Origin of the sequence: Sphingomonas sp. MJ1 (PH-R8) (genome assembly GCF_048058635.1) — a bacterium.
In the GTDB taxonomy this organism is placed as follows: domain Bacteria; phylum Pseudomonadota; class Alphaproteobacteria; order Sphingomonadales; family Sphingomonadaceae; genus Sphingomonas.
In genome coordinates, this window is record NZ_JBBEFX010000006.1 from 64,956 (window position 1) to 81,126 (window position 16,171).

Annotated in this window: 17 protein-coding genes and 1 tRNA gene; 6 read left to right on the top strand and 12 right to left on the bottom strand. The window is 69.6% G+C overall.

The features are described 5' to 3' along the window. Positions 1–3: 3 nt before the first annotated feature. From VPH46_RS07415 to VPH46_RS07425, 3 genes are read right to left on the bottom strand one after another with little or no spacing between them, the layout of a single operon-like run. Positions 4–540: a chemotaxis protein CheW gene (locus VPH46_RS07415; RefSeq protein ID WP_416610134.1), complete on the bottom strand. Its 537-nt coding sequence runs from the start codon at positions 538–540 to the stop codon at positions 4–6. Beyond that, positions 537–1,973 (bottom strand): CheR family methyltransferase, encoded by a 1,437-nt coding sequence (locus VPH46_RS07420; RefSeq protein ID WP_416610136.1) that lies wholly within the window; start codon positions 1,971–1,973, stop codon positions 537–539. Before VPH46_RS07420 ends, VPH46_RS07415 begins: the two co-directional genes overlap by 4 nt. Next, on the bottom strand, positions 1,970–2,473 hold the full coding sequence (locus tag VPH46_RS07425) for a chemotaxis protein CheW (RefSeq protein ID WP_416610139.1): 504 nt from the start codon (positions 2,471–2,473) through the stop codon (positions 1,970–1,972). Before VPH46_RS07425 ends, VPH46_RS07420 begins: the two co-directional genes overlap by 4 nt. 88 nt (positions 2,474–2,561) lie before the next feature. Between VPH46_RS07425 and VPH46_RS07430 the strand changes: the two genes are divergently transcribed. After that, positions 2,562–3,158, top strand: coding sequence for an alpha-ketoglutarate-dependent dioxygenase AlkB (locus VPH46_RS07430; RefSeq protein WP_416610141.1), 597 nt, complete (start codon positions 2,562–2,564; stop codon positions 3,156–3,158). A 4-nt stretch (positions 3,159–3,162) separates the two neighbouring features. Here the strand turns inward: VPH46_RS07430 and VPH46_RS07435 are convergent, their stop codons facing one another. After that, the gene (locus VPH46_RS07435; protein WP_416610143.1) at positions 3,163–3,675 is read right to left on the bottom strand and encodes a MucR family transcriptional regulator; all 513 of its coding nucleotides are present in this window, start codon (positions 3,673–3,675) and stop codon (positions 3,163–3,165) included. Positions 3,676–4,058: 383 nt separating this feature from the next. Continuing rightward, positions 4,059–5,093, bottom strand: a complete 1,035-nt coding sequence (locus VPH46_RS07440) for an oxidoreductase (RefSeq protein WP_416610145.1) — start codon at positions 5,091–5,093, stop codon at positions 4,059–4,061. 126 nt (positions 5,094–5,219) lie between these two features. On the opposite strand from VPH46_RS07440, the gene ada reads away from it, so the two are divergent. Next, the gene (ada, locus tag VPH46_RS07445; RefSeq protein WP_416610147.1) at positions 5,220–6,284 is read left to right on the top strand and encodes a bifunctional DNA-binding transcriptional regulator/O6-methylguanine-DNA methyltransferase Ada; all 1,065 of its coding nucleotides are present in this window, start codon (positions 5,220–5,222) and stop codon (positions 6,282–6,284) included. Between the two features lie 56 nt (positions 6,285–6,340). Beyond that, positions 6,341–6,925 carry a cysteine hydrolase family protein gene (locus VPH46_RS07450; RefSeq protein WP_416610149.1) on the top strand — a complete coding sequence of 195 codons (585 nt, stop codon included), beginning with the start codon at positions 6,341–6,343 and terminating at the stop codon, positions 6,923–6,925. An 11-nt stretch (positions 6,926–6,936) separates the two neighbouring features. Here the strand turns inward: VPH46_RS07450 and VPH46_RS07455 are convergent. After that, positions 6,937–7,013, bottom strand: a tRNA-Arg gene (locus VPH46_RS07455). An 85-nt stretch (positions 7,014–7,098) separates the two neighbouring features. Here VPH46_RS07455 and VPH46_RS07460 point away from each other — a divergent pair. Next, the gene (locus VPH46_RS07460; protein WP_416610151.1) at positions 7,099–7,821 is read left to right on the top strand and encodes a queuosine precursor transporter; all 723 of its coding nucleotides are present in this window, start codon (positions 7,099–7,101) and stop codon (positions 7,819–7,821) included. A 16-nt stretch (positions 7,822–7,837) separates the two neighbouring features. Here the strand turns inward: VPH46_RS07460 and purQ are convergent, their stop codons facing one another. From purQ to purC, 3 genes are all read right to left on the bottom strand, one after another. Beyond that, entirely contained in the window at positions 7,838–8,503 is a 666-nt protein-coding gene (purQ, locus tag VPH46_RS07465) for a phosphoribosylformylglycinamidine synthase subunit PurQ (RefSeq protein WP_416610153.1), read from the bottom strand. Then, positions 8,500–8,742, bottom strand: a complete 243-nt coding sequence (purS, locus tag VPH46_RS07470) for a phosphoribosylformylglycinamidine synthase subunit PurS (protein WP_129340314.1) — start codon at positions 8,740–8,742, stop codon at positions 8,500–8,502. The genes purQ and purS overlap by 4 nt, the downstream gene beginning before the upstream one ends. Positions 8,743–8,832: 90 nt before the next feature. Beyond that, on the bottom strand, positions 8,833–9,612 hold the full coding sequence (gene purC / locus VPH46_RS07475) for a phosphoribosylaminoimidazolesuccinocarboxamide synthase (RefSeq protein WP_132882083.1): 780 nt from the start codon (positions 9,610–9,612) through the stop codon (positions 8,833–8,835). A 207-nt stretch (positions 9,613–9,819) separates the two neighbouring features. Here purC and parC point away from each other — a divergent pair, with 207 nt between their 5' ends. Next, on the top strand, positions 9,820–12,069 hold the full coding sequence (parC, locus tag VPH46_RS07480) for a DNA topoisomerase IV subunit A (protein WP_416610156.1): 2,250 nt from the start codon (positions 9,820–9,822) through the stop codon (positions 12,067–12,069). 122 nt (positions 12,070–12,191) lie between these two features. Next, on the top strand, positions 12,192–13,832 hold the full coding sequence (locus tag VPH46_RS07485; RefSeq protein WP_416610158.1) for a putative bifunctional diguanylate cyclase/phosphodiesterase: 1,641 nt from the start codon (positions 12,192–12,194) through the stop codon (positions 13,830–13,832). Here the strand turns inward: VPH46_RS07485 and VPH46_RS07490 are convergent. The 3 genes from VPH46_RS07490 to VPH46_RS07500 are packed head-to-tail and all read right to left on the bottom strand — an operon-like array spanning position 13,805 to position 16,160. Continuing rightward, positions 13,805–15,013, bottom strand: coding sequence for a CCA tRNA nucleotidyltransferase (locus VPH46_RS07490; protein ID WP_416610160.1), 1,209 nt, complete (start codon positions 15,011–15,013; stop codon positions 13,805–13,807). The two genes, VPH46_RS07485 and VPH46_RS07490, sit on opposite strands and share 28 nt — an antisense overlap. Beyond that, the gene (locus VPH46_RS07495) at positions 15,001–15,594 is read right to left on the bottom strand and encodes a CoA pyrophosphatase (protein ID WP_416610162.1); all 594 of its coding nucleotides are present in this window, start codon (positions 15,592–15,594) and stop codon (positions 15,001–15,003) included. The genes VPH46_RS07490 and VPH46_RS07495 overlap by 13 nt, the downstream gene beginning before the upstream one ends. Then, positions 15,591–16,160 (bottom strand): DUF1285 domain-containing protein, encoded by a 570-nt coding sequence (locus tag VPH46_RS07500; RefSeq protein ID WP_416610164.1) that lies wholly within the window; start codon positions 16,158–16,160, stop codon positions 15,591–15,593. The genes VPH46_RS07495 and VPH46_RS07500 overlap by 4 nt, the downstream gene beginning before the upstream one ends. Positions 16,161–16,171: the final 11 nt, after the last annotated feature.

A 16,171-nucleotide genomic window follows, 5' to 3' on the forward strand; every position in this document is an offset into this window, starting at 1 on the left:
GCTTTATCCTTCCTGCAGGGGACGGGCGAGGAGCCGCTGGATCAGCAGCGCAGTGTTCACGACGGCCAGACGCTGGCCACCGTCCGCTTCGACGAAGCGCGTCAATGCTTCGCCGCCCGTGGCGCCGGGATCGACGACGGCGGCGGCGGCGGTGATGGCGGAGACCTGGAGGGCGATGCGCGGCGCGGCATGGCGCAGCACCAGCATCGCGCGGCCGGGCTCCTCGGGGGTGGTCAGGCGCAACGCCACGGCCGGATCGAAGAGGTTGAGGACGGCGCCTCGCCACGCGATCAGCCCCACCAGGGCGGCAGGCGCGCCCGGAACCGCGGTGACGCGCGGGATCGCCGCCACCTCGAAGAGGTCCGCGAGCGGGGTCGCGTAGGTTTCCTCGCCCAGGGTCCAGGTGAGGACGCGGATGCGGCTGCGCTGGTCGGCTGCCTCAGGCGGGGCGAGCGCGCGCTGGCGCTCCGCGAGCACGGCTGCAACGGCCTCGGCATCAAGGAAGGGCGCTGCGACCCGGAGGTCTCCCGGCATGCTCATGCGGCGCCCCCGAGAGTGGCGCGGACGGCGGCGACCAGGCTGCCTGCGGTCATGCCGTCGCCCTCCGGCAACTCGGCGTCGTTCGCCATCCCGGCGGCTGCGCGCGCGGCATTGCGGAGCGCGCGGTTGCCCTCGGCATCGCGCCCATTCGCCAGGAGATGTCGGCCAAGCAGATAGTGCGCCATCGCGAACCCGTTATCGAGATATAGCGCGCTGCGAAATCCCCGCTCTGCACGAACCCCGTCTCCAAGCGCGAGGGCGCCGAGCGCCGCGAGGTAATGGGCGACCGGGTCGCGCGGCGTGGCGAGCGCCTCCTGCTCCGCCAGTTCGAGTGCCTGGCTCGCGTCGCCGCGGGACAGCGCGGTGCGCACTTCTCCGGCGGCGGCGGGCTTTGGCGCTGGCGGTGTGGGCGGGGGCGCGGCAGGCGGTGGAGCCGGGGTTGCGGCGGGCGTAGCCTTGGCCGGGGCGGTTGGCGTCGGCGGTGCAACGCGCGGCGGGGTAGGGGATGCCGGCGGAGAGGGCGGCGGCGCCGGCGCGGCGACGGGGAGTTCCGCAGGCGCGTCGGGCCGTGCGTACGCAAGGACACCGTCGACCAGCACCGGGCGTGCGATGTCCGCGAACTCCGGGTTCGGCTCGGCATGGCCGATGAACAGCAGCCCGGTGGGCGCGAGTCGGCGCACCAGCGCGCCGACCAGCTGCTTGGCGACGTCGCTGCGGAAATAGATCAGGACGTTGCGGCACAGGATGATGTCGAACTCGCTGAACTGCAGCGGCGCGTCATCGTCCAGCAGCGCCATCATGTTGGCGTGTTCGAAGCGAGCGAGACCGCGATAGCGGGCTTTCAGCCGCCAGCGGTCACCCTCGCGGTCGAACAGCCGCTCGCGTTCCGCCTCTCCCAGGGTGCGCAGCGCCCAGGACGTGTAGCGCGCCTCGCGCGCGGCGGCGATCGCGGCATCGTCGATGTCGGTGCCGGTGATGCCGATCTTCCACTCGGAGACTGCGTCTCCAAGCAGGTCGCGCAGCAGGATCGATACCGAGTGGGCCTCTGCCCCGGTCGAGCAGCCGACGCTCCAGACGCGCAGCTGGCGCTTCGCCCGCCGCTCCCGCAGCAGCTTCGGCAAGACGCAGCGGCGAAGCACGTCGAACTGTTCGGCGAAGCGGAAGAAGAAGGTCTCGTTGATTGTGATCGCGCTTTCAAGCGCGCGCCATTCCGCGGCCGCCGCGATCGGGTCCGCCAGCCGGGCGGCATAGTCCGCCAGCGCGTCGATGCCGTTCGCGGCCATGCGGCGCGCCACATGCTCGAACAGCTGGTCGTCCTTGTCGACGTAATAATGGTGGCCGGTGCGCTCGACGATCCGCGCCTTGAGGCCGGCAAAGGCGGGATCGTCGACCGGCGCAGACGGCAGCGCGTGGCGCTGCGCGGCCAGGCTCACCCGATCGTCCAGTCGGCAGCGCGCGCCTCCGCCTGCGCCGCCAGGGCCGCCAGCCGCTCGCGTTCCGCTTCGCTGAGCAGCCGGGCGAGCGACAGCAGGTGTGCGGGGCCGTCGGGCAGCGTCACCTCGGCCAGGATCGCGCCATTGTGGCTCGCTTCCGCCTCCACCGGACGGATGGCGTCGGCGTCGGGGGTGACCATGTCCTCGACGCGATCGACCAGCAGGCACGGCATGGTGGCAGCAGGCCCGTGCGGCCGGATCAGATGGGAGAACAGGTCCAGGGTGCCGAGAGCAGTGCCACCGTCGAACAGAAGCGCGGGTGCCAGGACGGGCAACGTCTCGCCCCGGACGTCGACGAAGCCGGCGAGGGGGCGGGGTAGGGTCGGCGGCCGCGCGATCGGAAGCAGCGGCAGCACCTCGCGCACGTCCCGCGCCGGGAGCGCGAGCCGGTGGTCACCGGCGCGAAACAGCAGCAGCGGATCGGGGGCACGATTGGGCATCGCGGGCTTCTATAACGCGGGCTTTCCGGCCCGTCTCCCCGCCACGCGCGTCTTTTGGGAGAGGTGCCGGCTTCCTATCTGGAGCGACATGGCCGCCCAGCTAGACCTGTTCGGAACCCCGCTGCTGCCGGGCCTCTCCTATGGCGAAGAGGTGCTCGATGCGCCCGAGGAAGCGGCGCTCGTCGCGGCGATCGACGCGTGCGAGCTGACGCCGTTCCGCTTCCAGGGATGGACGGGCAAGCGGCTGACAGCGTCGTTCGGCTGGAGCTATGACTTCGATCGGGGGCGGATCGCGCCGGGGGTGGAGATCCCGGCGTTCCTGGGGCCTTTGCGGGAGCGCGCGGCGGCGTTCGCGGGGATACCGCCGGCCGAGCTCGAGCAGGCGCTGCTCATCCGCTATGATCCGGGGGCGGGGATCGGCTGGCACCGCGACCGGCCGATGTTCGAGCATGTCGTGGGGATTTCGCTGGGAGAACCGGCCGTCCTGCGCCTGCGGCGGCGCACCGACACCGGCTTCGAGCGCCGCAGCCTGACGCTTGCGCCGCGATCGATCTACCATCTTTCCGGCGAGGCGCGGCACGCGTGGGAGCACGGCATCGCGGCGATGGAGCGCACGCGCTGGTCGGTGACCTTCCGCAGCCTGTCGGCCCTGGGCCGGCGCGCGGCGGCGCTGGCCCAGGGCTGAAGGATCACTCCGCGGTTGCGTCCTTGGGCTTGCGGCCACGGCGCTTCGGGGCGGCAGGCGCCTCTGCGGCGGTCGCATCGTCGCCACCGGCGCGCGGCTTGCGGCCGAGCCCGATGCGCTTGGCCATGTCGCGGCGGCTCTGCGAATAATTCTCCGCGACCATCGGATAGTCGGACTTCAGATTGTAGCGCTCGCGATATTGTTCCGGGGTCAGTCCGTGGCCTGCCAGATGGCGGCGCAGGGTCTTGTACGGCTTGCCGTCGATCATCGAGATGATGTGGTCCTTCGACGCGAGCGACTTCCGCACCGAGACGGCGGGCGTGTAATCTTCCGTCGGTGCCGTCTCGACCGGTTCCGAAGATGCGCCGCCGCTCAGCCCAACCACGGTTGCGTGCATCGTCTGCAGGAAGGTCGGTACATCTTCGGCCGACACGCGGTTGTTCGCATTATTGAGCCAGGCGATGGTGAGCTCGGTTGCGAGTTCCACCGCGTTCAATTCGGACACGTCTTCGGCCATCTTCATTCCTCCGTTCATCGGCGCGCACTTGGGACTTTCCGTGCAGCGCGTCAACTTTCCAGGGTGTTGCCAGCCACACCTTGCGGCTTCGGAGCCAAAGTACCGGATCAGCATCGCGTGTGTGCCGACTCCGGCGAAGCGCCTCAACAGTCATACAAAGCAAGGATTTATTCGTGATTAACAGTGGCGAGTCGCATCCTCTCCGCGAAACGTAAGTTACCGTATTGGGTAATAGAGGGCGGCCAAGCATCCGAGCAGACGTGCATGGCCGATAAAGTCGCCTTGAGCCTCGGGAGTAAGGCTGCTGCTTGGCCGATTGCTAGCAACTGCAATGGTGGCAAGATATCGGGGACGTTGCGGATGCGGCGATAAAAATATTGGGATCAGCCCCTGGTGAAGGGAAGATGACGTCCTTCGCGTGCGGATTGCCGGGCGAGTTCGAGCAATTCGAGACCCGCGATGGCATCCTCCGGCTCGACGGGCGGCGCGCTGCGCCCGACGATGGCGGCCGCGGCCTGTTCATAGAAGCGAGGCCATGTCCCGGCAGCACTGGGCAGGCGACGCTCCCCGGCCTCGCCGTCGACAAGCGTCCCCCAGGCGGATTCCGGCTCGACTCCATAGCCGGGGTCGGACGGGCTTCCGCCCGCGCGCAGCACCGGCTCCTGCGGATCGATCCCGTGTTTCACGAAGCTGCCGAGCGTTCCGTGCAGCGCGAAGCGGGGGCGGGGGGCCGCGACCAGAGAGGCGGCGCCCAGGATCACCCGGCGGCTTCCATAGTGGAGCGTCAGCTCGAAATAGTCGTCCACCTGCGCCGCCTCCCGCTGGATCGCGATGTCCGCCGATACCGCCTCCGGCACGCCGAACAGGCGGATCGCCTGATCGATGAGGTGCGGGCCGAGGTCGGCCAACAATCCTGCGCCGGCGTGCGGGGTCTCGCGCCAGCCCTGCTTGATGGCGGGACGGAAACGGTCCCAGCGCAGTTCTGCGAGGTGCACCTCGCCGAGGGTGTCCTCGCGCAGCAGCTGCTCGACCGTGCGGAAGTCCGTGTCCCAGCGCCGGTTGTGGAAGACGGTGAGCATCCGCGCGTGCGTCACGGCGAGCGCGGCAAGTTCGCGCGCATCCTCGACGCTGAGGGCAAAGGGCTTGTCCACGACGACATGCTTGCCGGCCTCCAGCGCGGCGCGGGCGAGTGGTGCATGGGTGTCGTTGGGGGCCGCCACCACCACCAGATCGATCGCAGGGTCCGCGAGCAGGGCGTCGGCGGAAGCCACGACACGAGCCTCCGGATACAGCGCGGCCACTTCCTGCGCGCGCGACGTGACGACTGCGGCGAGGCGGAGGGCGGGGGTGGCGGCGATCAGCGGCGCATGAAACGCGCGCCCGGCAAGCCCGAAACCGATCAGCCCGACGTTCAGCATGGTGGATGTTCCTTTCTGGGCGATGCGTGATGGTGCTCCCGGTCGGTGCCACTATCTTGGATTGAAGCGCAAGGAACGGAGTGTGTCGCGCTGCGGCTTGAGGCAGGCGTGGGGCAGGAGGTCGCGATGACACAGCAGCATGTTGCACAAGACCCGCGTTGGGCCCGGATCGTTGCCCGCGACGCGGCGGCGGATGGGCAGTTCTGGTACTCGGTGGCGACGACGGGCGTGTACTGCCGGCCGTCCTGCCCCTCGCGCACCGCCAACCCTGAGAATGTGACGATCCACGCGACGCTCGCGGACGCCCGCCGGACGGGTGCTCGGGCCTGCCTGCGGTGCCGGCCGGATGCGGACGGCATGCGCACGGCCGGCCTCGATCAGATCGCAGCGGCGTGCCGCAGGATCGAGATGGCCGAGATCCCGCCGACGCTGGAGGCGCTCGCCGCTGAAGCGGGCATGAGCCCGAGCCACTTCCAGCGCCGCTTCAAGGCGGTGACGGGCGTCACGCCCCGCGCCTATGCCGCGGAGCACCGCGCCGGGCGGGTACGGGCGGCGTTGGAAGCGGGCGCGGCCGTGACCGAGGCGATCCACGCCGCCGGCTATGGCTCGAGCGGCCGCTTCTATGCCGAGGCGGAGGCGGTGCTGGGCATGAAGCCCGGCGCCTATCGCCAGGGTGGCGCGGCCGAGACCCTGCGCTTCGCCGTCACGCCGACGAGCCTGGGCACTCTGCTGGTCGCCGCGAGCGCCGCAGGAATCGCGGCGCTGCTGCTGGGCGACGATGCCGATGCGCTGGTGGCGGACCTTCGCCGTCGCTTCGCCAACGCGCAGCTGGAGGCGGGCGGCGACGACTTTGCGACGATGGTGTCGCAGGTGGTGGCGTTCGTGGAGGCCCCTGCCGCCACGCTCGACCTGCCGCTCGACATCCGCGGCACCGCTTTTCGACGGCGGGTGTGGGAGGAACTGCGCGCGATCCCGGCGGGCGCGACCGCGAGCTACGCGGAGATCGCGAAGCGGATCGGCGCACCCCAGGCGGTGCGCGCGGTCGCGAGTGCCTGTGCCGCCAACGCGCATGCGCTGGCGATCCCGTGCCACCGTGTGCTTCGCAGCGACGGCGCTCTGTCGGGCTATCGCTGGGGCACGGACCGCAAGCGCGCGCTGCTCGACCGCGAAGCCGCGGCGCGCGGGGATTGACCGGCCGGCGCTGCGGGACGAGGGCGTGGGCGACACCCAGGCGTGAGGAGAAGGCCGTGAAGAAAGTCGTGGTGGTGGTCGACACCCAGGCGGATTTCATGGACCCGGACGGCGCCCTGGCCGTTGCGGGCGCCGATGCCTTGGCCGCACCGATGGCCGAGTGGCTGGCCTCGCTTGCGCCGGAGGAGACCGCTGCGGTGCTCTTCACCTTCGACACCCACTTCGCCGATACCTACCCGAGCCTGCCCGAGGCGCAGCAGTTCCCGATCCACTGCGTGCGCGAGACGCCGGGCTGGCAGAATGTGCTCGATCCCGAGGTGGTGGATCCGGCGATCCCGACCTACCGGCTGGAAAAGGGCGTGTTCGCCATGTGGGAGGAGCCGGGTCTTCGCGTGGAGCCGATGCGCGAGGGCGTGTCCGCGGACCGGGACGCGTTCTTCCGGGACCTGCGGGCGCACGGCGTGGAGGACGCGGTGGTGATCGGGGTGGCTGCCGACTATTGCGTGCGCTGGGCGATCGACGGACTGGTGGAGCGCGGCTTTCGCGTGACCGTGCCGCAGGCGCTGACTCGCGGGATCGCGCGCCCGATCGAACAGGTGCTGGCCGAGGATTTCGCCGGCCAGGCGGTCGCGCTGCGCTGAGGGGGAGTCGTTGGTGCGCCCGGCTGGATTCGAACCAGCGGCCCCAAGCTTAGAAGGCTCGTGCTCTATCCAACTGAGCTACGGGCGCACGCACGCGTTCCGTTAGCGCGCATTGCGCCGAAGCGGAACCATCCTCATAACCGCGCCATCCCGTTTCTGGAGAGAGGGGCAGCATGACGCCGGCACCCGCGGACGCGCGCAGCGTGTCCGGTTTCCGCTTCTACGACTTCGCCATGGCCGCCTTTGTCGCCATCCTGTTGCTCTCGAACGTACTGGGGGCGGGCAAGGTCGCGACGATCGGCGCGGAGGGGCCGCTCGGCGGCTTCGTGTTCGGGGCCGGTATCCTGTTCTTCCCGATTTCCTATGTGCTCGGCGACGTGCTGACAGAGGTCTACGGCTTTGCGCGGGCACGCCGGTGCGTGTGGGCGGGCTTTGCCGCGGTGCTGTTCATGGCGCTGATGTCGGCGGTGGTGGTGGCGCTGCCGCCGGCGCCCGGCTGGGAGGGGCAGCGCGCCTATGAGGCGGTGTTCGGGCAGGTGCCGCGGATCGTCTTCGCCTCGGTCGCGGCCTTCTGGGTCGGCGAACTGGTCAACGCCTATGTGATGGCGAAGATGAAGCTGCTGACCGAGGGGCGGATGCTGTGGGCGCGCACCATCGGATCGACGATCGTGGGGGAAGGGGCGGACAGCCTGATCTTCTATCCGGCCGCGTTCCTGGGCGTGTGGCCGACGTCGCAGGTTCTGACGGTGATGGCGACCAACTGGGCGCTCAAGGTCGGCTGGGAAGTGGTGCTGACGCCGGTCACCTATGCGGTGGTGAACCGGCTCAAGCGCGCAGAGGGCGTGGACGTGTTCGACCGGGGCACGGACTTCTCGCCGTTCCGGCTGAAGGCGTGAGGGGAGAAGCGCCCGCTCAGGCGAGCGCTTCGACCAGTCCCTCGAACAGGCGACGGCCATCGGTGCCGCCGTGCGCGGCTTCGATGCGGCGCTCGGGGTGCGGCATCATGCCGAGCACGTTGCCCTGCGCGTTGAGCACGCCGGCAATGTCGCGCGCCGAACCGTTGACGACGCCGGCGTAGCGGAACGCGACTTGGCCTTCGCCCTCCAGGCGGTCGAGCGTTGCGTCGTCGGCGAAATAGTTGCCGTCGTGGTGGGCGACCGGGATCGTCACCGTTTCGCCCTCGGCATAGCCGCGGGTGAAGCGCGAGGTCGCATTGGCGACCGTCAGCGGCGCGTCGCGGCAGACGAAGTTCAGCCGTGCGTTGCGCATCAGCGCGCCCGGCAGCAGGCCGGTTTCGGTGAGGATCTGGAAACCGTTGCAGATGCCCAGCACCGGGAGGCCGCGACCCGCGGCCTCGACCACGGCGCGCATCACGGGCGATCGCGCGGCGATCGCGCCGGAGCGCAGATAGTCGCCGTAAGAGAAGCCGCCGGGAACCGCGACCAGACCGATGCCGTCCGGCAGATCGGTGTCGCCGTGCCACACCATCGCCGGCGCCTGGCCGGTCACCTGTTCGAGCGCGACCGCGATGTCGCGATCGCAGTTCGAGCCGGGGAAGACGACGACCGCGGTCTTCACGCGACGCTGTCCTGGCGCTCGACGCGATAGTTCTCGATCACCGTGTTGGCGAGCAGCTTGCGGCACATCTGGTCGATCGCCTCGTCGCTGGTGTCGTCGGCGACGTCGAGCTCGATCAGCTTGCCGACGCGGGCATCGGCGACGCCGTCGAAGCCGAGCGATCCCAGCGCGTGCTGGATGGCCTTGCCCTGCGGGTCGAGCACCCCGTTCTTGAGCGTCACGACGATGCGGAGTTTCATGGGACCTCGAAGGCAGTGCGTGGGTGGGTGATGGCGGCGGCTATGGCCCCGGTGCGCTCGCCAGGCAAGCGCCGCCGGAGCCGGAACGGCTTAGCGGCCGCGCTTCTTGCGATGGGTTTCCATGTCGAGCACGGCGGTGTCGCCGCCCTCGGGCAGCAGGCCCAGCCGGCGGGCCACTTCCTGATAGGCCTCGACCTCACCGCCCAGGTCGCGGCGGAAGCGATCCTTGTCGAGCTTCTCGTTGGTGGCCATGTCCCACAGGCGGCAGCCATCGGGGCTGATCTCGTCGGCCAGGATGATGCGGCTGAAGTCGTTTTCCCAGATTCGGCCGAACTCGAGCTTGAAGTCGACCAGGCGGATGCCGATCCCAGCGAACAGGCCGGCCAGGAAGTCGTTCACGCGAATCGCCATGTCGGCCATGTCGTGCAGCTCGTCCTGCGCGGCCCAGCCGAATGCCAGGATATGCTCGTCGGTGACCATCGGGTCGCCGAGCGCATCGTCCTTGTAGTAATATTCGACGATCGTGCGGGGCAGCTGCTGCCCCTCCTCGATGCCCAGGCGCTTCGACAACGAGCCGGCGACGACGTTGCGCACCACGACCTCGATCGGAACGATCTCGACCTGGCGGATCAGTTGCTCGCGCATGTTGAGGCGGCGGATGAAGTGGGTCGGCACGCCGATTTGGCCGAGCAGCGTGAAGATGTGCTCGGAGATGCGGTTGTTGAGCACGCCCTTGCCGTTGATCGTGCCCTTCTTCTGGGCGTTGAACGCGGTCGCGTCGTCCTTGAAATACTGGATCAACGTGCCGGGCTCGGGGCCCTCGTACAGGATCTTGGCCTTGCCCTCGTAGATCTGGCGGCGGCGAGCCATGTGCGGAACCCTTCCAAAACGATCGGCCCCGGAAGCGCGCGCGCTTGCGTGCTGCCGGGGCGGGATGGCGGCGCCTATAGCGAAGAGGGCCGGGCGTCGCAATCAGGCGTGCGTCGCGACGCGGACGAGCGCGGTCTGCCGAAAGCCGGGGGGCGGGCACACGGAACGGTTGTGGAACAAGGTGCGCGCCTGCTATCCGCGGTGGCGATGGCGACCGACTTCAAGGACCCGTTCGACGCGATCGTCGATGCACCGTTCGACAGTGCCCTGTCCGAGCGCTACCTCGTCTATGCGCTCTCCACCATCACCGCGCGCTCGCTGCCCGATCTTCGCGACGGGCTGAAGCCGGTGCACCGCCGGCTGCTTTGGGCGATGCGGCTGCTGCGGCTGGACCCGGCGGCGGGGTACAAGAAGTGCGCACGCGTCGTCGGCGACGTCATCGGTAAGTACCACCCGCACGGCGACCAGTCGGTCTACGACGCGATGGTCCGCCTCGCCCAGGACTTTGCGCTGCGTTATCCGCTGGTCGACGGACAGGGGAACTTCGGCAACATCGACGGCGATAATGCCGCTGCCTATCGCTATACCGAGGCGCGGCTGACCCAGGTCGCGATCGACCTCATGGCGGGCCTGGACGAGGACGCGGTCGATTTCCGCCCAACCTATAATGGCGAGGAGCAGGAGCCGGAGCTGTTCCCCGGGCTGTTCCCGAACCTGCTCGCCAATGGTGCCGCCGGCATTGCGGTCGGCATGGCTACCTCCATCCCGCCCCACAATGCCGCCGAGCTGTTCGACGCGGCCGCGATGCTGATCGACCAGCCGGAGGCGGACGACGCGGCGGTGCTGGCGCATGTGAAGGGTCCGGACTTCCCGACCGGCGGCATCGTCGTCGATCCGCCCGCCGCCATCGCCGAGGCCTATGCCACCGGCCGCGGCGGCTTTCGCGTGCGCGCGCGCTGGGAGGTGGAGCGCGAGAAGGGCGGCGGCTTCCGCATCGTCGTGACCGAGGTCCCGTACGGCGTCGCCAAAGGCAAGCTGATCGAGCAGGTCGCGACCCTCATCAACGACAAGAAGCTGCCGATCCTCAGCGACATCCGCGACGAGTCGGACGCCGAGATCCGCATCGTGCTGGAGCCGCGCAGCCGCACGGTGGACCCCGCGACGCTGATGGACGGTCTGTTCCGCCTGACCGACCTGGAAACGCGCGTGCCGCTGAACCTCAACGTGCTCGACGCGACGCGCACGCCGCGGGTGATGAGCCTGCGCGAGGTGCTCCGCGCCTGGGTCGACCACCAGTTCGTGGTGCTGCGCCGCCGCTCCGAACATCGCCTGGCCAAGATCGCCGACCGGCTGGAACTGCTCGACGGCTATATCATCGCCTTCCTCAACCTCGACCGGGTGATCGAGATCATCCGCACCGAGGACGAGCCGAAGGCGGTGATGATGGCCGAGTTCCAGCTCACCGACCGCCAGGCCGAGGCGATCCTGAACATGCGGCTGCGGTCGCTGCGCCGGCTCGAGGAGATGGAGCTGCGGCGCGAACGCGGCGAGCTGGAGAAGGAAAAGGCGGAGCTGACGCTGCTGCTCGGCTCCGAGGCGCGCCAGCGCACGCGGCTGAAGCGCGACATGGCGAAGCTGCGCGATCGCTATGGCCCCGAGACCGCGCTCGGCAAGCGCCGCACCAGCGTGGAAGAGGCCGCGCCCGCACGCGAAATCCCGCTGGAAGCGATGATCGAGCGCGAGCCGATCACCGTCGTGCTGTCGCGGCGTGGCTGGATCCGCGCGCTGAAGGGGCACAACGATCTGGCGGCGGCCGAGACGCTGAAGTTCAAGGAAGGCGACGGCCCGCTGTTCGCGTTCCACGCGCACACCACGGACAAGCTGCTGCTCGCGACCGATGCGGGCCGCTTCTACACGCTGGGCGCCGACAAGCTGCCGGGCGGGCGCGGGTTCGGCGAGCCGGTGCGCGCGATGGTGGACATGGACGGCGATGCCGAGATCGCGGGCTTCCTGCGCGCGGCGCAGTCGGACCGGTTGCTGCTGGCGGCGAGCGACGGGCGCGGTTTCATCGTCCGGATTGCCGACGTGATCGCCGAAACCCGCAAGGGGAAGCAGGTGATGACGCCGCGTCCAGGTGCGCGCTTGCGCGTCATCCGACCGATCGCGCCCGAGGACGATTATGTCGCGGCGATCGGCGACAATCGGAAGCTGGTGGTGTTCCCGCTTGCGGAAGTGGCTGAACTCGCGCGCGGGCAGGGCGTGCAGCTCCAGCGCTTCCGCGACGGAGGCCTGTCCGACGTGCGCACCTTGCGCTTTGCGGACGGGCTCAGCTGGACGATGGGCGGCGAAACCGGCCGGGTCCGCACCGAGGCGGACCTGAGCCCGTGGCGCGCGGCGCGCGGTGCTGCGGGGCGCATGCCGCCGACCGGCTTCCCGCGTGACAACCGCTTCGACTGAGACGAACGTTCGAAACGCAGCATTAACGCACCGGACCTAAGCCGGAGTGGATGGTACTGCTTTCGCAACGGCGATCTAGCGCACACGAGGATGCCGGAAACCCGGGTCCTTCCGGAGAGGACATGAGCCGATCCCTGGCGACCGAGCCGTTCCTGGACGTCCTGCCGATGCCCGCGGCAGTGGCGACGCTCCGTGATGGCAAGGTCACCCTGTCCCGGATCAACAGCGGCTTCCGACAGATCGATGCCGAGGCGGGGCCGAAGGGCGCGCTCGACTGCAGCGACATGCGGGCGCGCATCCACCGGTTCCTGGAGGGAGATGCGCTTCGGGACGTGTTCGAATGGACGCTCGGGCAAGCGGTTGATGCGCGCTACTATCGGGTAGTGCTCACCCGGCGCAGCGGGGCGCGTGCCCGTCGTTGCCTGCTGTCGCTGATCGACCGCACGCCCGAGGAGCGGACGGAGCACAGCCTGCGGCGCGAGATGGCGATCGACGCGCTTACCGGACTTCCCAACCGCGCGGGCTTCGAGGACCGGCTGGAGGAGGTGCTGGCGAAGGGCGGGCGCGAACAATACGCGGTCCTCGCACTCAACCTCGACCGGTTCAGCCGCATCAACGCCTGCCTGGGCGGCATCGTCGGAGACGAACTGCTCATCTCGGTCGCCCGCCGTCTGAAAGGGGCGCTGCGCCAGCCGGACGTGCTGGCGCGGACCGGCGGGGACGAGTTCGCGATCCTCCTGTCGGGCGTCAGTCGCAGCGATGACGCCACCGAGGTGGCGGAGCGGATTCGGGGCGCCCTGGCGATCCCGTTCACTCTTTCGGATTTCGAGGTTCGCATCGGCTGCTCGATCGGGATCGCCCTCGGCGCGAGCCTGGCCGCGGATCACGAGGACATGGTGCGCCACGCGCAGTTCGCAGCGAAGCGTGCCAAGCGCACCGGCCTTCCGGAGGTGTACCGGTCCGAGGCGCTGGACGTGATGCGTGCGGAATTCTCGATCGAGACCGAGCTGCGCCGGGCGATCGACTCCGGCAATCTCCACCTGCACTACCAGCCGATCTGTGACCTTGCGACGGGCCGCATCGTCTCGTTCGAGGCACTGGCGCGCTGGCGGACCGAGGCGGGGGAAGACATCCCGCCCGCGCGCTTCATTCCCGTGGCCGAGGAAGCCGGACTAATCGTGCCCATGGGGCGGTGGGCGCTGGACGAGGCCATGCGCACCCTGGCCGGCTGGGACCGGGTGAGCGGAGCGAGCTGTGGACTGACGGTCGCCGTCAACCTCTCCGCCGTCCAGTTGCGACGGGACAATCTCGTCGCCCTGGTCGAGCGCACGCTTGCGGCGCACAATTTGGCGCCGCGGCGGCTGACGATCGAGCTGACCGAAAGCGCGATCGTCAGTGACCGGGATCCCACCGCCGAGACGCTGCGGGCGCTCAAGGCGCTCGGCACCACGATCGCCATGGACGATTTTGGCACCGGATATTCGAACCTGGGATATCTCCAGAGCCTGCCGATCGACCTTCTCAAGATCGATCGCAGTTTCGTGTCGGGGATGCTCGCGAACCGGGACAAGGTGGCGATCGTACGCGCGGTGCTCAGCCTTGCGCAGACGCTGGGCATGCGCACCACCGCCGAGGGGATCGAGACCGAGGCGCTGGAGCAGACGCTGGGCGCGCTCGGCTGCGACTATGGGCAGGGCTATCTCTATGCCCGCCCGGTCGATGCCGAGCGTGCCTATCAACTGCTGCTGGAGCGCAACCGCTGATCGAGTTCCGCCACGGTTAGCGCCTCGACGCGCGCCGCGTCCGGGAAGCCTTCCGCGATCCACTGATCCTCGATGCGCCGCAGGGCGCGGGCGACGTCCGGGCCCTTGCCGATGCCGCGCGCGACCAGCGCGCCGCCGGTCAGCGGAAACTGCGGGCGGACCCAGTCGAGGAGGTCGGCGACGGCGCCTGCCGCTTCAGGGTCGTCCGATAGCAGCAGGCGGTCGATCGCCCCTTCGGTTCCAATGCGATAGGCGAGCGCGCGCGGCGAGCTGATGCCCTCGGCGGTTGCCGCCAGCGCCAGCCGCTTGCGCTGCACGTTGGAGAGCTTGAGCCGGGCGCCGACGGACTCGAGCGCGTCCGCAGGGATCAGCGCGACCAGCCGGCGGATCGCGTCGGGCGGGACTCCACAGGCCTGCTCCCGGGCCGCCAGGCGGGCGAGCCAGGCGACGCCGGCCGAGTCGATCTCCGGCAGGACGGGCACGAAGATGCCCTGCGCCTGCATCAACCCGACGACCTCCACGGCCGAGCGCGCCACCAGCAGCTTGAGCAGCTCGTCGGCGACCCGCTCGCGGGACAGCGCCATCAGGTCGTTCGCGCGCGCGACACAGGCGGCGAGACCCTCCGGGTCGGGTGTGTCGCCGAAGCGCGCGAGGAAGCGGAAGAAGCGCAGGATCCGCAGGTGATCCTCGGCGATGCGGCGCAGCGGATCGCCGATGAAGCGCACGCGGCCGGCGCGCAGATCGGCAACGCCGCCGAAGTAGTCGGTGATCCGGCCGGTGAGCATGTCGGCATAGAGCGCGTTCATGGTGAAATCCCGCCGCGCCGCGTCCTCGCGCCAGTCGTCGGTGAAGGCGACGGTGGCGTGGCGTCCGTCGGTCGCCACATCGCGGCGAAGGGTGGTGACCTCCACCGGGCCGCTTTCCAGCACCGCGGTGATGGTGCCGTGCTGAAGGCCGGTCGGGACGGCACGTATCCCGGCAGCCTTCAGGCGCGCCAGGACCGTCTGCGGATCATGGGCGGTGGCGACATCCAGGTCTGCGGCGGTGATCCCGAGCAGCGTGTCCCGAACGACGCCGCCCACGAAGCGGGCTTCACCACGATCGCCGCCCAACGCGTCCGCAAGGGCGGCGAGCCCCGGCCGGTCCTGCCAATCGGCGGCAGGCAGCGTCAGGCCGTCCACGCGAGCCTCCGCGACAAGTTCACCAGCATCGCTGCCGTAGCACCCCATATTCTCCAGCCTTCGAACCAGATCTCGTAATAATGGCGTTCCCGGCCGCGCCAGGTGGCGTGACCCTTGGCGTGGTTGGCCGCGTCGAGGAGAAAGGCCAGCGGCACCTCGAACACCGCGGCCACCTCGTGCGGGTTGGGGGCGAGCGGCAGGTCGGGCGCCACCACGCCGACCACGGGCGTGACGGTGAAGCCGGTGGCTGTGCGATAGCGGTCGAGGCTCGCCACCACGTCGACGGCCTCGCGCGGCAGCGCCACTTCTTCCTCGGCCTCGCGCAGCGCGGCGGCGACGGGATCGGGGTCTTCCGGATCGATGCGGCCGCCGGGAAAGGCGATCTGGCTGGCATGGTTGCGCAGCGTCGCCGTCCGCTGGGTCAGCAGGATGCCCGGCTCCTCCCGGTCCGTGACCGCAACCAGCACCGCCGCCTCGCGCCAGCGGACGGCCGCCACTTCATCCTCGTCGAAATCCCCGGTCAGCAGCGGCATCTGCGCCGGCTGCGCGAGGCCGGCACGCAGCCGTTCGGCAAGCGTCATGCCGCGTCGAGCGGGAAGAAGCTGCCCGCGCTCCACAGGCCGGGGACGGGATCCTGTCCCTCACGCGCCAGCGCGCGCTCGACGAGCTCGTAATAGACCGGCCGCGCGATGCGCGCGTCCATCCCGCCGCGAACCTGCAGATAGGGCAGGGGGCCGTCCGCGCCCTGTTCGAAGCGCAGGGGATGGCCCGCGTCCGCCAGCACCAGGTCGCCCGTGTTCAGGCGAAAGATCAGCCGGCTTTCGGTGCCCTCGCCCTCGGCGCGAAGCTCGCTTGCCACGAACGGCGCATCCTCCACCGCGATGGAGAGCTTTTCCACCGGGGTGACCAGCACGTAGCTGCCGTCGGGCTCGCGCCGCAGGATGGTGGAGAAAAGCCGCACCATCGATTCGCGGGTGATCGGCGCCCCTTCGTGAAGCCAGCGGCCGTCGCGCAGGATCGTCATGCCGCTGTCCCCGCAATGCGTCGGATTCCAGCGCTCGACCGGCGGCAGCCGGTCTTCCTCCATCAGCTGGGCAATCTCTGCGAGGGAGAGCGAGGCGAGATCGGGAAGGGGACGCATGGGCATGACCCGACCTT

What these genes read in the sequence shown, in the direction of transcription:
- purS (WP_129340314.1), bottom strand. Translation starts at nt 8,742, where the DNA reads ATGAAACTCCGCATCGTCGTGACGCTCAAGAACGGGGTGCTCGACCCG.
- VPH46_RS07415 (WP_416610134.1), bottom strand. Translation starts at nt 540, where the DNA reads ATGAGCATGCCGGGAGACCTCCGGGTCGCAGCGCCCTTCCTTGATGCC.
- VPH46_RS07485 (WP_416610158.1), top strand. Translation starts at nt 12,192, where the DNA reads ATGAGCCGATCCCTGGCGACCGAGCCGTTCCTGGACGTCCTGCCGATG.
- ada (WP_416610147.1), top strand. Translation starts at nt 5,220, where the DNA reads ATGACACAGCAGCATGTTGCACAAGACCCGCGTTGGGCCCGGATCGTT.
- parC (WP_416610156.1), top strand. Translation starts at nt 9,820, where the DNA reads ATGGCGACCGACTTCAAGGACCCGTTCGACGCGATCGTCGATGCACCG.
- VPH46_RS07430 (WP_416610141.1), top strand. Translation starts at nt 2,562, where the DNA reads ATGGCCGCCCAGCTAGACCTGTTCGGAACCCCGCTGCTGCCGGGCCTC.
- VPH46_RS07500 (WP_416610164.1), bottom strand. Translation starts at nt 16,160, where the DNA reads ATGCCCATGCGTCCCCTTCCCGATCTCGCCTCGCTCTCCCTCGCAGAG.
- VPH46_RS07460 (WP_416610151.1), top strand. Translation starts at nt 7,099, where the DNA reads ATGACGCCGGCACCCGCGGACGCGCGCAGCGTGTCCGGTTTCCGCTTC.
- VPH46_RS07495 (WP_416610162.1), bottom strand. Translation starts at nt 15,594, where the DNA reads ATGACGCTTGCCGAACGGCTGCGTGCCGGCCTCGCGCAGCCGGCGCAG.
- purC (WP_132882083.1), bottom strand. Translation starts at nt 9,612, where the DNA reads ATGGCTCGCCGCCGCCAGATCTACGAGGGCAAGGCCAAGATCCTGTAC.
- VPH46_RS07435 (WP_416610143.1), bottom strand. Translation starts at nt 3,675, where the DNA reads ATGGCCGAAGACGTGTCCGAATTGAACGCGGTGGAACTCGCAACCGAG.
- VPH46_RS07440 (WP_416610145.1), bottom strand. Translation starts at nt 5,093, where the DNA reads ATGCTGAACGTCGGGCTGATCGGTTTCGGGCTTGCCGGGCGCGCGTTT.
- VPH46_RS07425 (WP_416610139.1), bottom strand. Translation starts at nt 2,473, where the DNA reads ATGCCCAATCGTGCCCCCGATCCGCTGCTGCTGTTTCGCGCCGGTGAC.